12 protein-coding genes are annotated in these 15,439 nt (G+C 48.3%); 8 read left to right on the top strand and 4 right to left on the bottom strand.

Annotation, left to right across the window (positions count from 1 at the left end; translation table 11 throughout):
• The first annotated feature begins 160 nt into the window (after window positions 1–160).
• Both BLS14_RS13300 and BLS14_RS13295 read left to right on the top strand, forming a co-directional pair.
• A complete protein-coding gene (locus tag BLS14_RS13300) occupies window positions 161–1,639 on the top strand; it encodes an alpha-amylase (RefSeq protein WP_072733719.1) in 1,479 nt (492 codons plus the stop codon).
• A gap of 202 nt (window positions 1,640–1,841) precedes the next feature.
• Window positions 1,842–2,456 (top strand): hypothetical protein, encoded by a 615-nt coding sequence (locus BLS14_RS13295; protein WP_072733718.1) that lies wholly within the window; start codon window positions 1,842–1,844, stop codon window positions 2,454–2,456.
• A gap of 86 nt (window positions 2,457–2,542) precedes the next feature.
• Here the strand turns inward: BLS14_RS13295 and BLS14_RS13290 are convergent, their stop codons facing one another.
• Window positions 2,543–3,289: an MBL fold metallo-hydrolase gene (locus BLS14_RS13290; RefSeq protein WP_072733717.1), complete on the bottom strand. Its 747-nt coding sequence runs from the start codon at window positions 3,287–3,289 to the stop codon at window positions 2,543–2,545.
• Between the two features lie 204 nt (window positions 3,290–3,493).
• On the opposite strand from BLS14_RS13290, the gene uxaC reads away from it, so the two are divergent.
• The 4 genes from uxaC to BLS14_RS13270 all read left to right on the top strand — a co-directional run bounded on the left by uxaC (window position 3,494) and on the right by BLS14_RS13270 (window position 9,280).
• A complete protein-coding gene (gene uxaC, locus BLS14_RS13285; protein WP_072733716.1) occupies window positions 3,494–4,936 on the top strand; it encodes a glucuronate isomerase in 1,443 nt (480 codons plus the stop codon).
• Window positions 4,937–5,136: 200 nt separating this feature from the next.
• Window positions 5,137–5,679: a MarR family winged helix-turn-helix transcriptional regulator gene (locus tag BLS14_RS13280; RefSeq protein WP_063567315.1), complete on the top strand. Its 543-nt coding sequence runs from the start codon at window positions 5,137–5,139 to the stop codon at window positions 5,677–5,679.
• Window positions 5,676–7,403: an ABC transporter ATP-binding protein gene (locus tag BLS14_RS13275; protein ID WP_090952159.1), complete on the top strand. Its 1,728-nt coding sequence runs from the start codon at window positions 5,676–5,678 to the stop codon at window positions 7,401–7,403. Before BLS14_RS13280 ends, BLS14_RS13275 begins: the two co-directional genes overlap by 4 nt.
• On the top strand, window positions 7,400–9,280 hold the full coding sequence (locus BLS14_RS13270; protein ID WP_090952157.1) for an ABC transporter ATP-binding protein: 1,881 nt from the start codon (window positions 7,400–7,402) through the stop codon (window positions 9,278–9,280). The genes BLS14_RS13275 and BLS14_RS13270 overlap by 4 nt, the downstream gene beginning before the upstream one ends.
• A gap of 99 nt (window positions 9,281–9,379) precedes the next feature.
• Here the strand turns inward: BLS14_RS13270 and BLS14_RS13265 are convergent, their stop codons facing one another.
• A complete protein-coding gene (locus BLS14_RS13265) occupies window positions 9,380–9,970 on the bottom strand; it encodes a hypothetical protein (protein ID WP_063567312.1) in 591 nt (196 codons plus the stop codon).
• Between the two features lie 199 nt (window positions 9,971–10,169).
• Here BLS14_RS13265 and BLS14_RS13260 point away from each other — a divergent pair, with 199 nt between their 5' ends.
• The gene (locus BLS14_RS13260; protein WP_090952155.1) at window positions 10,170–11,471 is read left to right on the top strand and encodes a serpin family protein; all 1,302 of its coding nucleotides are present in this window, start codon (window positions 10,170–10,172) and stop codon (window positions 11,469–11,471) included.
• Window positions 11,472–11,484: 13 nt separating this feature from the next.
• Here the strand turns inward: BLS14_RS13260 and BLS14_RS13255 are convergent, their stop codons facing one another.
• Window positions 11,485–12,066: a GNAT family N-acetyltransferase gene (locus tag BLS14_RS13255; protein ID WP_090952152.1), complete on the bottom strand. Its 582-nt coding sequence runs from the start codon at window positions 12,064–12,066 to the stop codon at window positions 11,485–11,487.
• Between the two features lie 84 nt (window positions 12,067–12,150).
• Entirely contained in the window at window positions 12,151–12,690 is a 540-nt protein-coding gene (locus BLS14_RS13250) for a TetR/AcrR family transcriptional regulator (protein ID WP_256336442.1), read from the bottom strand.
• A gap of 264 nt (window positions 12,691–12,954) precedes the next feature.
• Between BLS14_RS13250 and BLS14_RS13245 the strand changes: the two genes are divergently transcribed.
• On the top strand, window positions 12,955–15,186 hold the full coding sequence (locus tag BLS14_RS13245) for an MMPL family transporter (protein WP_063567308.1): 2,232 nt from the start codon (window positions 12,955–12,957) through the stop codon (window positions 15,184–15,186).
• Window positions 15,187–15,439: the final 253 nt, after the last annotated feature.

The following is a 15,439-nucleotide window of genomic DNA, read 5'->3' as shown; positions in this document are numbered from 1 at the left end:
TATAGCTAAAGAACGATCGCAGACTTTCCGGCTTTCTTTTCTGTCCATGATTGAAGGGTAGGCCGAAAAGGGTATTACTTGGATAGCATACGAACGAACAAGGACGATACAGATACGTGCCGTGGTCCGCTTCGAAAGCAATCAAGGAGGTCGGTTGGGAATGAAGAGAAATCATACGATGATGCAGTTTTTTGAATGGCACCTGGCCGCAGACGGAAACCACTGGAAACGATTGGCCGAAATGGCGCCAAAACTGAAAGCCAAAGGCATTGACTCCGTGTGGGTGCCTCCGGTGACCAAAGCCGTGTCTGCCGAGGATACCGGTTACGGCGTATATGACCTGTACGATCTGGGCGAATTTGACCAGAAAGGCAGCGTGCGCACCAAATACGGTACCAAGCAGGAACTGGTGGATGCGATTGCTGAGTGCCAGAAGAATGGTGTTGCCGTCTATGTGGATCTGGTGATGAACCATAAGGCGGGGGCCGATGAGACGGAAGTCTTCAAGGTGATTGAGGTTGATCCCAATGATCGATTGAAGGAAATCTCCAAACCGTTCGAGATTGAGGGCTGGACCAAATTCACATTTCCGGGCCGCGGGGATCAGTACTCCTCTTTCAAATGGAACGCCGAACACTTCAACGGTACAGACTTTGATGCCAAGGAAGAACGGAGCGGTGTGTTCCGCATTGCAGGGGAGAACAAGAACTGGAATCAAAATGTCGACGATGAGTTCGGCAACTATGATTACCTGATGTTCGCCAATATCGATTACAATCACCCGGATGTCCGGCAGGAAATGCTCCAATGGGGAAAATGGCTCATCGATACGCTGCAATGCAGCGGTTTTCGACTGGATGCGATCAAACATATCAACCACGAATTCATCAAGGAATTCGCTGCTGAGATGATCCGCAAACGCGGGCAGGACTTCTACATTGTAGGTGAGTTCTGGAACTCCAATCTCGATGCATGCCGTGAATTCCTGGATACGGTGGACTATCAGATTGATCTGTTCGATGTGTCCCTGCATTACAAACTTCATGAAGCCTCTCTGGCTGGGCGGGATTTCGATCTTTCCAAGATTTTTGATGATACCCTGGTGCAGACACATCCAACGCATGCTGTAACGTTTGTCGATAACCATGATTCCCAACCGCATGAAGCGCTGGAATCCTGGGTAGGCGATTGGTTCAAGCCGAGCGCATATGCGCTGACGCTGCTGCGTCGTGACGGTTATCCGGTTGTCTTTTACGGTGATTATTACGGCATTGGTGGTCCCGAACCTGTCGAGGGCAAGAAGGACATTCTCGACATTCTGATGTCAGCCCGTTACGACAAAGCTTATGGAGAGCAGGAAGATTACTTCGATCACGCGAACACGATTGGGTGGGTACGCCGCGGGGTGGACGAAATCGAAGGTTCTGGTTGTGCAGTAGTTATCTCGAATGGTGATGATGGTGAGAAAAGGATGTTTGTTGGCGAACACCGTGCTGGCGAGCTCTGGACCGATCTGACGCACAGCTGTGAGGACGACATCACTATTGAGAAAGACGGTTGGGCCACTTTCCATGTATGTGGTGGAGGCGTCTCCGTGTGGGCTCTCCCGAATCAGGGTGAGGAATCTTCCGCTAAATAATACGTTGAGGATCAGTAAATCTTCATATAGAATGTTAAACCACCTGAACTGGCGATCTATCTGCCAGGCAGGTGGTTTATTTATGTTAGGTAGACTAAGCTTATTCGTGTTATCCTTATATGGAATAATAAACCAATATAATGATTGCTATTAAAATAGATTCGTGATCATTTTAGATAGATCATACCGAGGGGGAAATCGGGTGAGGAAATTAGTACAGTTGGGGTTGTTTGTGCTTGTGCTGGCGGTTTGTCTGGGGGCTTGCAGTTTGGGAACAAACAAAGGGCCAAGGGGAGAACCGAAGCGAACGGATGATTATACGCTGAATACCGAGCGAAGAGATTTGACCCAGCGTTTGCTGGAAAATCCAGATTCCTTTCAGGAGCGTTTGCCAGATGATTATAGCTTGACTGCTACCGTTAGGGTTCATCATGAATCTGATCTGGACCGCATTATATATGAGATTTCTGTTCAAGAGGCCCGGGTACCGATGGTCAATGTAATACAGTCTTTTACACTTGATCCATCCTTGATGAACAGCATTAACGCAACTGAGCTCCTCAACTCCAATGCGGTAAATACGCACGAGACTACTCTGGGTCCTGGAAAAGAACCGTTGGGATTAAGTTTACTCAGAGATTATATTTTGAAGCCCAAAGCGGAGATCCATAGTAATAGCATTAAAACGTATCAGGATATGTATATCAAAATTTCCTACGGACCAAATGATCAGCGTACGGAAGATTACATTCATGTTAAAGCCAAACCATCTCCTGAAACTATTGAATATATGAAATCATGGAATGCAGATCAATAGAAAGGCAGCACCGGAAAGCTCCTTCAAAGGAACCTGAATGGATGCTGCCTCTTTATTTTGGTGATACATATAGTTCGAGTTGCGTACTACACTTCCAGTTCAAACGACTCCAGCGTGCCCACCATTCTTAGATCATGTTCTTGGTTGAACTGTGCCCGTTTGTCCGCATCAGCGTATTCATCATGATAATGCATGAGCACGGTTTTCTGTCTCACTTCGGCAGGCAGTTGTTGCAGATCCTTCAGTGAGGTATGTGATTTGATCACCAGATCATGCATATGACATTCGTGGAAAATGAGCTGTACGTCTGCGGCGGCCTGCTCAACCCGTTCCTGATCCAGCGTGCTATCTGCGCTATAGTAGAAGTAGGGTTTTGCGAGAAGGCCATTGCTGACCATACCCGGCACGTGCTGTGTTCGAAAAGTCTCAAACGTTACGCCCCCCAGCTCAAATGTGCCTCCATCCGGTAAAGGTACGATATCATAATAGTCGCTCATCGTACGCTCCCCATCGGTTGTATAACGCATGCCTGGGGATAAAATGTTCCATAACGGATCAACTAGTTCCTCGTGAATAAACAGGCGTGGCTTGCGGTCGCCCACAATCTGTGAATAATATCCGAGCATCTGTACTCCGTTAATATGATCTTCATGCAGATGGGTAATAAACACATTGTGAATATCCGTCATTGGAAAGCCGTATTCCTTTAATGCTTTTGCATTGGATTCCGGAAAATCAATCACCAGATGTGTATCGCCGAATTCGGCCAGCATACTGTTGTGGTGTTGCTCTACACTGAACATGTCTCCTGTACCGAGAAATGTTATTTTCATCCATTTCATCTCCTTCTATCATCTTCAGATCAGCATCAATTAGATTAAAAACAGTATACCTCGTTCCAGGAAATATGCCTAAATCAACCTTTTGTGATAACGCTATCATTTTATATTGAACTTTGTGGGCAAACAGTGTAGCGTAAAGATTGGGAAGTGAACCCATATGAACGTAAACTCACCTAAAGGGAGCGTGCGAGGCGAATGAAGTCTTTTCTGGATGAACAATTTTTGCTGCACAATGAAACGGCGATCAGGTTATATGAGGACTATGCGAAAGACATGCCGATTATTGACTATCACTGCCACTTAAGTCCACAGGAGATCTACGAGAATAAAACCTTTGGCAATATTACAGAGGCTTGGTTATACGGTGATCACTACAAATGGCGGCTGATGCGCGCAAACGGGATTGAGGAGCAGTACATTACGGGAGGAGAGGGCGTAACCGATTATGATCGTTTTCTGGCGTACGCCAAAACTGTACCGATGATGATTGGTAACCCGCTGTACGCGTGGTCTCATTTGGAATTACAGCGTTATTTCGGTGTCTATGAAGTGTTGAATGAGACGAGCGCCCCGGCCATCTGGGAAAAAGTAAATGCGAAGCTGAACAGTGACGGATTCGGTGCACGTGATCTCATTACCAAATCCAATGTTACCGTGGTATGCACGACGGATGATCCGTGTGATTCCTTGGAATACCACCTGAAGATTCAGGAGATCGAAGGTTTCGATACCGCTGTACTGCCTTCATTCCGTCCGGATAAAGGATTGGAATTGAACCGTGACACCTTCTCGGAATGGGTAGGCAAGCTGTCGCAGGCAGCCGGAACGGCGATTTCCGATTATGACTCATTCCTCTCGGCCCTAGAGTCCCGGGTAGAGTTCTTCCACTCCGTAGGAGGCCGGGTGTCTGACCATGCACTCGATTATGTACCTTACGGCACGGCCACACGTGAGGAAGCAGCAGCGATTTTTGCCAAGGCTATTGCAGGGGAGAAGGTTAGTCGTGAGGAAGAGGACAAGTACAAGACGGTAACACTGACTTTCCTCGGCAAGCTGTACGCAGATCGGGGCTGGGTAATGCAGTTCCATATTAATGCGGCCCGCAACAATAACAGCCGTATGTTCGCCCAGCTTGGCCCGGATACCGGTTATGATTCCGTTAATGATACGCCGCTTTCCTCAGCCATGATCGGATTACTCGATGCGCTGGAGCAGCAGCATGCGCTGCCGAAAACGATCCTGTATTCCTTGAATCCTCGGGACAATGAAGTGCTCGCAGCGATTATCGGCAGCTTCCAGGGCGGCGGCATTCCAGGCAAAATCCAGCTTGGTGCAGCCTGGTGGTTCAACGATACGAAGGACGGCATGCTTGCTCAAATGAAGGCGCTGGCGAATGTAGGTCTAATCAGCCGTTTCGTCGGTATGCTAACCGATTCCCGCAGTTTCCTCTCTTACACACGACATGAGTATTTCCGCCGCCTGGTCTGCAACCTCATCGGTGAATGGGCCGAACAGGGCGAGGTACCACATGATATGGAACTGCTTGGACAGATCGTACAGGGCATCGCCTACAACAATGCGAAGGAGTATTTCCCTTTTGCTTCTGCGCTCAAAACTGTTTCTGCTTCACAGTCCTGATTCTTATATTTTGGTTCAAAACCGTGACTTTAAAGTCACGGTTTTTTGGTGTGCATTTGCTATTTGACATTCAACTTTCGCAGGAATATACTTAGTACACCTAATTAATTGATTGGCTATTTAATTGGAATGCTATTTAATAGATGCCCTATGATGTTGGACGTCTATGGAATGATAATGAAATTAAAGGGGGGACAATAATGACTGGCATAGATCCGGTTGCCCAGAAGCTTTTGTATTCCATAATGCAGTTTAATAAAGGCAAATGGAGGCAACATAAACCACATGGGCGTAATCACAATGAAATTATGGTACTGGGTTGTTTGCTCCACGGCATGCATCCGGGAGAACGATTGAATTGGCAGGATAATCCTCCTAATTTCAATGACACACTACATTCAAATCATCCAGGACTAAAAGTATCGGAAATTAGTGCTTTGTTGCGTGTGAAATCGCCGACGATTACTCCTGTCATTCGAGGGCTTGAAGACGAAGGGCTGGTTGAACGAACCATGGACCCGGAGGATCGTCGCGCAGTCCGCATCACCATTACCGAAGCAGGTCGTGAAATTATTCGGGCGGCACATCAGGAGCGCATGGAGATATTTAATAAGCTCGTTGAGCATCTGGGTGAGGAAGACAGTCTTCAATTAGCGGCATTGTTGACCAAGGTGTACACCTTTTTTGATACAAAGGTTTCCCAACAGATGGATGCGTCCACACAAGGAGATGATAAGCCATGATGAAATTGTTTCGCATGCTTAAGCCTTACCGAGTCCCCATTTTCTTCATACTGGGTCTGGTGCTGTTACAGTCGTTAGCTGAACTGTATTTGCCAACCCTGATGGCGGACATCGTTAATGGCGGCATAATAAAAGGAGATGTTCCATATATCTGGCAGATTGGTGGCTGGATGCTGGTGATTGCGATAGCAGGAACGGCTTGTTCCATCACAGCCAGTTACCTTTCATCCCGCACAGCGGGTGGATTTGCCAAACAGCTGCGCAGCAGAGTATTCCGCCATGTGGAGAACTATTCGCTGCAGGAATTTGATAAATTGGGTACAGCTTCACTAATTACCCGTACCACCAATGATATTACGCAGGTACAGAACGTATTAACGATGATGCTGCGCATGATGGTTATGGCTCCGATGATGTGTATCGGTGGTATCTTCATGGCGGTATCCCAGGATGCCAAATTATCGACCATCTTCCTGGTTGTCTTGCCTGTACTGGCTGGAGCCATTGCACTGATTGGTGCGAAAGGTCTACCTTTGTTCAAACAAATTCAGAAAAAACTCGACCGACTCAATCTGGTCCTGCGTGAGCAACTAACTGGGATTCGCGTGGTTCGTTCCTTTAATCGTGGGGAACATGAACGTGCTCGCTTTAATGGAGCCAATACAGATCTGAGAGACGTTTCCATTAAAGTGAATGTGCTCATGGCAACATTAATGCCTGTTATGATGCTGGTTATGAACTTTTCAATGATTGCCATCCTGTATTTCGGTGGACAGCGTATCGACAGCGGGAATATGAATATTGGTTCATTAATTGCCTTTATTCAATATGCGATGCAAATCATGTTCTCCCTCATTATGGTCTCCATTATCTTTGTCATGATTCCAAGAGCTTCGGCTTCGGCAGAGCGGATCAACGAAGTATTGGATATGCATCCGGATCTCAGCAACCCAGAGCAGCCTCGTGAGATGAAATCGCTGCAAGGCACGATTGAATTCGATAACGTGACATTCCGTTATCCGGGTGCGGAAAATGCTGCGTTGTCAGGCATTTCATTTACGGCACGCCCGGGTGAGACCACAGCGATTATTGGGGGTACGGGCTCAGGTAAATCCACATTGCTCAGTCTCATTCCACGTTTTTATGATGTAACGGAGGGCAGTGTACGGGTAAATGGAACAGATGTCCGTGAGCTACGGCAGGAAGATCTGCGGGCCAAAATCGGATTTGTACCACAAAAAGCGATTCTTTTCACCGGAACAATTGCGGAGAATATCCGCCACGGGAAGGATGACGCTACGATGGAGGAGATTGTTCGAGCCGCTCAAACGGCCCAGGCAGAGAACTTCATTACGGAGATGAAAGACGGTTACGATAGCGTCATTGCGCAGGGAGGTAACAACGTATCCGGTGGACAGAAGCAGCGTTTGTCCATTGCACGCGCACTGGTTCGCCGTCCGGAAGTATATATTTTTGACGACAGCTTCTCGGCTCTCGATTTCAAAACCGATGCCAAACTTCGTGCTGCCCTGAAGTCCGAAACGACTGAAGCAGCAGTGCTTATTGTGGCTCAGCGCGTAAGTACGGTTATGGATGCAGATCGCATTCTGATTATGGATGAGGGACGGATTGTCGGTTCGGGAACACATAAAGAGCTGATGGAGCACAATGAAGTATATCGCGAGATTGTATCCTCCCAGCTGACAGAGGAGGAGATCGCATGAGTGAACGTACAGAACGCAAGTCATCTCGTCCCCCTGGCGGGCCGGGTCATCCCGGAGGCGGAATGGGCATGCGGCCTCCCGTGGAGAAAGCGAAGGATTTCAAAGGTACACTGCGACGCTTGATGCGTTATCTTCAGCCCCACAGCTATCGTTTGCTGGGTGTGCTGGTTGCTGCAATTCTAAGTACCGTGTTCAGCATTATCAGCCCAAAGGTTATGGCAGAAGGTACGGATATTCTCAGTAAAGGCGCTATTGCCATCCTTCAGGGTGTACAGGGGGCCGGCATTGATTTTCCTGCCTTGATGAAAGTATTGTATCTGCTTGGGGGACTCTATCTGTTTAGTGCAGCTTTCATGTACATTCAGCAATATCTGATGGCTGGTGTTGCTCAGCGAGTTGTGTATGACATGCGTGAGCAGATCAGTGCCAAGGTTGGACGTCTGCCGCTGAAATATTTTGACTCCCGTACCCACGGGGAAACATTAAGCCGGGCGACGAACGATGTGGACAACATCAGTAATACGCTCCAGCAAAGTTTGGCGCAGTTCATTACGTCTGTAGTCACCATTGTCGGGGTTATCATCATGATGTTGACCATTAGTCCATGGATGACCCTGATAACCATTTTGACACTGCCATTAAGTGTAGTTGTTGTTATTCTGGTGGCATCCCGTTCGCAAAAACACTTTGCAGGCCAGCAGAAATCACTTGGTGAATTGAATGGCCATGTCGAGGAAATGTACACCGGACATAAGGTGGTCAAAGCCTTTGGACGGGAAGAACATTCGGTAGAGCAGTTCGAAAAAGTGAACGAAGAGCTGTATGAATCCGGTTGGAAAGCCCAGTTTATCTCAGGGATTATTATGCCACTGATGACGTTTGTAGGTAACCTTGGTTATGTGCTGATTTGTGTGGTCGGCGGGATCTTTGTTACACGTGGTGCCATCTCCATCGGGGATATCCTTGCATTCACACAGTACTCCCGTCAGTTCACTCAGCCAATTAACCAGATTGCCAACATCTCGAATATCATTCAGTCCACCATCGCTTCGGCGGAGCGGGTATTTGAATTGCTGGATGAGGAGGAAGAGGTTCCAGAATCTTCGAAACCAGTACAATTGCAGCAACCACAGGGTGCCGTTGCATTCCATGGTGTGAATTTTGGATATAAAGCGGATGAGTTACTCATCCAAAATATGAATATTGATGTAAAACCGGGACAGACGGTGGCCATTGTCGGGCCGACTGGAGCGGGTAAAACAACGCTGATCAACCTCCTGATGCGTTTCTACGAAATTCAGGACGGCCAAATTACAATTGACGGTGTTAATATCGTGGACATGGAGCGCGGCAAGCTGCGCAGCCTGTTTGGGATGGTGCTTCAGGACACATGGCTGTTCAACGGAACGATTCGTGACAACATCGCCTATGGCCGAGAAGGCGCAACGGAAGAAGAAGTCATCAAGGCAGCCGATGCGGCCCATGCTGATCACTTCATTCGTACTTTGCCTGATGGATATGATACGGTGCTGAATGAAGAAGCATCGAACATTTCACAGGGGCAGAAACAATTGTTGACTATTGCGAGAGCAATTCTGGCGAATCCGGCCATTCTGATTCTCGATGAAGCGACGAGCAGTGTCGATACACGGACCGAAGTGTTCATCCAGAAAGCGATGAATGATCTGATGAAGGATCGCACCAGCTTTGTCATTGCCCACAGATTGTCCACCATTCGCGGAGCCGACCTGATTCTTGTCATGGATCATGGTAACGTGATTGAGCAGGGTAATCATGAGGAACTGATGGAGAACCAAGGCTTCTATGCTGATCTGTACAACAGTCAGTTTACGGAGCAACAGCCACAGGCGATCTGATCCTAGATGGCGTTAACATAATAGCCGGGTTCACCATTTAGGTGAACCCGGCTATTTGTTTGCTGCCGCGGAAAGTCCCACGATATCATTTTTCTTTCTTTAGTCCTTTTTCGAATCTTCTGGAGCTTTACCTTCGTTGTCGCCGGATGACGTCTTTACCTCCAGCTTTGGATCTTCGTCTGCTTCCTCAAGCGCAGAAGGTGCCGGCTCGCCCGGTAGTAATTCACGCTGCTCGATCATACGTTTCACGACCTCATAACAGTCCTCAACATGTTTGTTGCCGACATACCGCATGGCTGTAAAGCTGAGCGCGGCAGCCAGTCCTTGACCTGCAAAAGGTACAAATTTGGCGACTGATTTGGTAGCTACGCGTACTCCGACCCTTTTTAGCACGACTACTACCAGTTCTTTGGTTACCATACGTCCAATGACTTTACTTCCGATGGACATGACGAATCCGTAGATCATGGATTTGGTCTCAGGGTCCAACCCGTCGAGCTGTTTTTGCGATAATCCGAATTTATTGTTAATGGCAGGCAGTAGCTGCATGAGCATTCCCACATCAGCCAGGACGTCTGTACCTGGAAGAGGAACGAGTGTTGTACCAGCGGAAGCGGTGGCTCTCTTTTTGACCATGGTGCGGCATTCCTTGCGAACTTGCTCTAATTGTTCCAACGTTGCTGGAATCATAGGGAATCCCTCCATTCGTATATGGTATAGATATAACCGTTTTGACTCGTTTTGAATGGTGTTTTCTACAGTAGAAATTGGTGACCTTGGCATATGAGTGTAAAGTAACCTTTTTTCTCAACCGTACGTCTAGTAAAAAAAGGGAATCAGTAAATTGCTATGACGGGTATCTGAGTATTACGGATGAGGGGGGATTACGATGCATGCACGGTTAGGAGTACTACTGTTATTATGCTGTATAAGTGGGCTGATCATTACGAGCTGTTCAGCAAAGGGGGACCCGAACAAGATGCAATTCAATTCGAATCAGGAGCTGTCCGAGTCAGAACGAAAAGCTGCTCTGAAAGAGATCGAACCTGAAACAATCCAATCCATGAACACCATGGGACTGCACATCCTTCAACAGATGGGCGCAAAAGAGAAGACTGATGGGAATAATCTGCTCATCTCTCCTTATAGCATTGAGGCAGCGATTGGCATGGCATATAACGGTAGCGTAGGTGAGACTAGGCGAGAGATGGCAGAGGTCATGGGCTGGTCGGAGCTAGAAATGGAGCAAGTGAATGCTTCTCAAGCGGCTTTGCAGCAGTTGTTGACCCATCCGGGAAAAGGCATACAGATCGGTATTGCGAACTCCATGTGGGTGAAGGACGGAATTCCGGTAGAGGAAACGTACCAAACAGCCGTACAGCAAACGTATGAAGCCGAAATCAGGACACTCAATGGACAACCAGCACAAGCAAAGGAAGAGATCAATCAATGGGTGAAGCAGCACACCGAAGGTATGATTCCAAACTTGATGCAGGAGCCACCTGCAAAGGAAACCCTGATGATTCTGGTGAATGCCATTGCATTTGATGGAAACTGGATGGCTGAGTTTGACCCGGAGTACACGACGGATGATGAGTTTAAGCTGGCAAATGGAAAGGCATTATCTGTGCGGATGATGCATCAGACAAAGCAGTTCCAATACTCGGAGAATGAGGATTGGCAGGCGGTGAGGCTGCCTTACGGAGATGGCCAGATGCATCTGCTTGTCGTTTTGCCACGAGAGGGGCGTACGCTGGATGAGGTTCAGCAGCAGTTGCTGGATGACCCAAAACGGCTTGATCGTGGCTCCGAATATAGCCTAGTTGAGCTGTCCTTGCCACGTTTTCGTGCGGAGTATGGCATGAACCTGAAAGAGACGTTGCAGCAGATGGGGATGGAAATGGCCTTTGATCCGTATGCTGCCAATTTCACGGAAATGATGTCTCCCGGACCGAACTTGCAAGCATACATTGGTCAGGTAATGCATCGTGCCGTGATGGAAGTGAGCGAGCAAGGGACTGTAGCGGCAGCTTCAACGCTGGTAGAGATGCAGGCTGGAAGTGCTCCACCAACTGATCCAATCAAGATGGAGGTTAATCGTCCATTTATGGTTGCTGTAGTGCATAAATCCACTGGAGCATGGTTATTTGCCGGGAACGTAAACCAACCGGATGAGATTCCCTCCCGGTAGCACGTAGTCTTCGTTATCCAAGTATGCTGACATGCCGCTCTCGGAATTCATTCTCCAGCATGCTCATCTGAATGGAATCGTGATATTGATGATTGTAATACAAGGCATCTCGCCGTAAACCTTCACGTTGAAATCCTAGTTTCTCATATGTACGAATCGCACGTTGATTGAAGGCATACACTTCGAGCTCGATTCGGTGCAGATTGCAGATACCGAAGCCGTAATCCAGCATAAGCAGCAATGCCTCGCTGCCATATCCTTTTCCTTGATGCTCTGTATGATCAATGGCGATTCGGATGTGCGCACTGCGATTTTTGGTATGCATATCCATCAGGGCAATCTCCCCGATGACCTGGTCATTCTCCTGCAAGACAATCAGCAGCATCAAGCGTGAGTCATCCTGGGCCGCGTTTTCGATGTAACGTTCTACTTGGGTACGGGTGAAGCTGTTTTGTGTTCCAGTAAGTCTGCGCATCTCGGCGTCAAACAATCCGGGGAAATAGGTATCAACGTCAGTCGATTCAAATGGACGCAGATAGATGCGCTTCGTTTCCAACAGACGTGGGATGCGTGCGGATGGTGTTGGTTGAGACATGGGTTATTCCTCCTATGGGTTCAAATCGTCATGCAGGACTGATTGAGCTGGTATCGCCGCATTGGCAAAAGCATGGAGAGATCTTTAAGCCTTGTGAGCGGCTCCGTCCAAAAATAAAGCTACCAGCTCATGTGCCAGATCGGCAATCGTTGCATGCATGTCGCGCACGCCTTCGCGGTTTGCCAGCATCAGCAAGGACGTAAACGCATGGGCAAGCAGCATCGGATTGGCAGATCGCAAATAACCGTTGTCCATCTCCCGCTTAAAGTGGGTGGCGAGGACTTCATAGATGCGGACTTCGGCTTCACGGATCTGGGCCAGCTGATCTGCATCCAGATAGGTATTGGCTTCACGCATCATGGTCTCGGTATCGACGTGGGATTGTTGCATCCGTCCTTCCGCAACTTTCTCCAACCGCTCTTGTAATGTACCTGGTGCATCCATAAAGAGAGCTGTCTGCTGCATGCCCATAGCCATCATACTGGTGATGGCGACGGTGAATAGCTGCGGTTTGCTGGAAAAATGATAATAGATCGATGCTTTGGTTACGCCGCATAGCGAGGCGATTTGCTGGAGAGAGACGGGCTCATACCCGTATTCCATAAATAGCCGCGAGGCGGTCATTAGTATTTTTGACTGGGCTGAAGCCTGATCGGCACCGGCTTTGGGCCTGCCCGGCGAGCGGGGAGGGTTCGTTTTTTTGCTCATGGTTGCATACCTCTTTACTTATTCATGTTGGCTGTACAAAAGTGTTCACAAAATTAGTATTTGCAATATTAACCTTCCGGTATATATAATTAAGTCAATTATACTATGACCCGTGGTTCATTTCTATATTTATCACATAAAAACGGCTTCATAGAACCAAAATAGGGAGATGAAGAGACAATGCAAGAAGGTTCGGGCTACGGCCGCTGGGTTGCCGGCAAACGAAGCAAATGGATTACACTGTTGGTATGGATCATCATCGCGGTTGTTCTTGGTGTGGTGTGGCCTGCTGTTGGTGACCGTGAAACCAATAACGCGCAGGATCTGAGTGATTCCAAGCCCTCGGTGCAGGCGGCAGCAGTTGCCCAGAAAGAATTTCCCGGCGGCGAAGGTGTTCCCGCTCTTATCGTATGGCGTCAAGCCGGCGGGCTGACGGATGAACAGATTAAGAACATTCAGGCGTTAACGGAGCGACTGGATCAAGATCCGGTGGAGCAGCAGCAATCTGTGGTGCCACTATATCAGTTGCCGCCAGAGGCTCTGAAAGGTCAGCTTTCGGAAGACGGAAGCACCTTGGTTATGCCGCTCTTTTTCAATCAGGAAGCTGATTCGTCACAGTTGAAAGAAGGCATTGAAGCGCTAGAGCAGAAAACGAAAGATATTTTTGGCTCCGATCCATTTGATGTTGCCATTGATGATGCCAGCGCACTAAGTGCACGGGTTACAGGTCCGGTGGGGATATCGATTGATGCAAGTGGATTATTCTCATCTGCGGATGTATCTCTGCTGATTGCAACAGTTGTGCTGGTACTCGTGCTGTTGCTGTTGATCTACCGTTCGCCCGTACTGGCGATTATCCCGATTATTGCAGTTGGGTTCGCTTATATGGTCACCAGTCCGATTCTCGGATTTATGGCGGATCAGGGCTGGATTACAGTGGACGCGCAGTCCATCTCTATTATGACGGTGCTGTTGTTCGGTGCAGGAACGGACTATTGCCTGTTCATGATCTCCAGATTCCGTCAAGTTCTCTATCATGAGCCGGATAAAAAGAAAGCACTCTTCCAGGCGATTACCGGATCGTCCGGTGCGATTGCCATGAGTGGATTTACAGTTGTTGCAGCACTGCTTGTACTGCTGTTCGCAGAATATGGTGCCTATCACCGTTTTGCCGTACCATTCAGTTTATCCATCTTCATCATGTTTATTGCGAGCCTGACGCTGGTTCCGGCTTTGCTCGCGATCTTCGGTCGGGGTTCATTCTACCCGTTTGTACCGCGTACGCATGATATGGAAGTAGAACGTGCGAAGAAAAAAGGCAAACCAGCGCCTGCTCCGCGTAAAATCAAGGAAAGCTGGATTGGCCGTACAGTAGTAACCAAACCGTGGACAGTACTGGCGATTACACTGGTGTTGTTGGGTGGACTGGCTGCTTTCTCTAGCCAAATTAAATTCACGTATGACTTGCTATCATCCTTCCCGGAGAATGTTGCTTCTCGTGAAGGTTTCAAAGTCATTGGAGAACAGTTCTCGGAAGGTGAACTCGCTCCGGCGAAAGTGATTATCGATACAGAAGGCAGCCAGACAGATCTGAAACAACGCCTGGAATCGCTGGATTACGTAAGCAAGGTAGGTGAAGCGCAGCAGGGTGCTGAGAATGCAAACATCACCGCTTACGATGTGGAATTCAATCTGAATCCATACTCTATGGAGGCGATGCAGCATATCCCGGATCTGCGGGCAACGGCTGAACAGGCATTGAAAGATGCTGGAATAACAAGCGTGGACAGCCATGTCTGGATCGACGGTCAGACGGCTGAGCAGTATGATATCGAAGTCACTGGAGAGCGGGATGCCAGCATCATTATTCCAGTGGTGATCGGAATGATCACATTGCTGCTGCTGTTATACCTGCGTTCCGTCGTAGCGACGGCGTATCTGATCGCGACAGTAGTACTATCCTACTTCTCTGCATTGGGCCTGGGTTGGCTCATTATTCACTATGGATTGGGAGCAGACGCCATTCAGGGAGCGATTCCGCTGTATTCCTTCGTATTCCTTGTGGCGCTGGGTGAGGACTACAACATCTTCATGATCTCAAGCATCTGGCAAAAACGCAAAACGATGCCACTTCGCCAAGCGATCAAGGAAGGTGTGGGTGAAACCGGATCTGTTATTACTTCCGCAGGTCTGATTCTCGCAGGTACGTTTGCCGTGCTGGCAACACTGCCTATACAGGTGCTGGTGCAGTTCGGTATTATCACGGCTGCGGGTGTCTTGCTCGATACGTTCCTTGTTCGACCGTTCATGGTGCCAGCCATTACAACGTTGCTGGGCAAATGGGCTTTCTGGCCAGGCAAGTATGTGCCTGTTGCAGAGAAAGCCAAAGAGAAACAAAAACAATCCATGTAATCGATGGATAGATTCAGACAAGGACAGTGGGGCCTCTAGCCCACTGTCCTTGTTTTTTTTCATTTTCTTATTGGAGTGCAGGTTGATCCGGGCAATTGCTGAGATGGAATGGAGGAACTGTAAAATATCCGCAGAAACAAACCTGGTCGCTATTTTCTTTGTACGAGGAAGGTTTACGTAGCCAAGGGTTTTGGGACATAATAGAGGTAACGTCAGCCACGGGCAGACGGATGGGATGAACATCAATGGGACA

The organism is Paenibacillus sp. OK060, from assembly GCF_900101205.1.
Lineage (GTDB): Bacteria > Bacillota > Bacilli > Paenibacillales > Paenibacillaceae > Paenibacillus > Paenibacillus marchantiae.
This window is presented reverse-complemented; position numbering and strand designations above follow the sequence as displayed.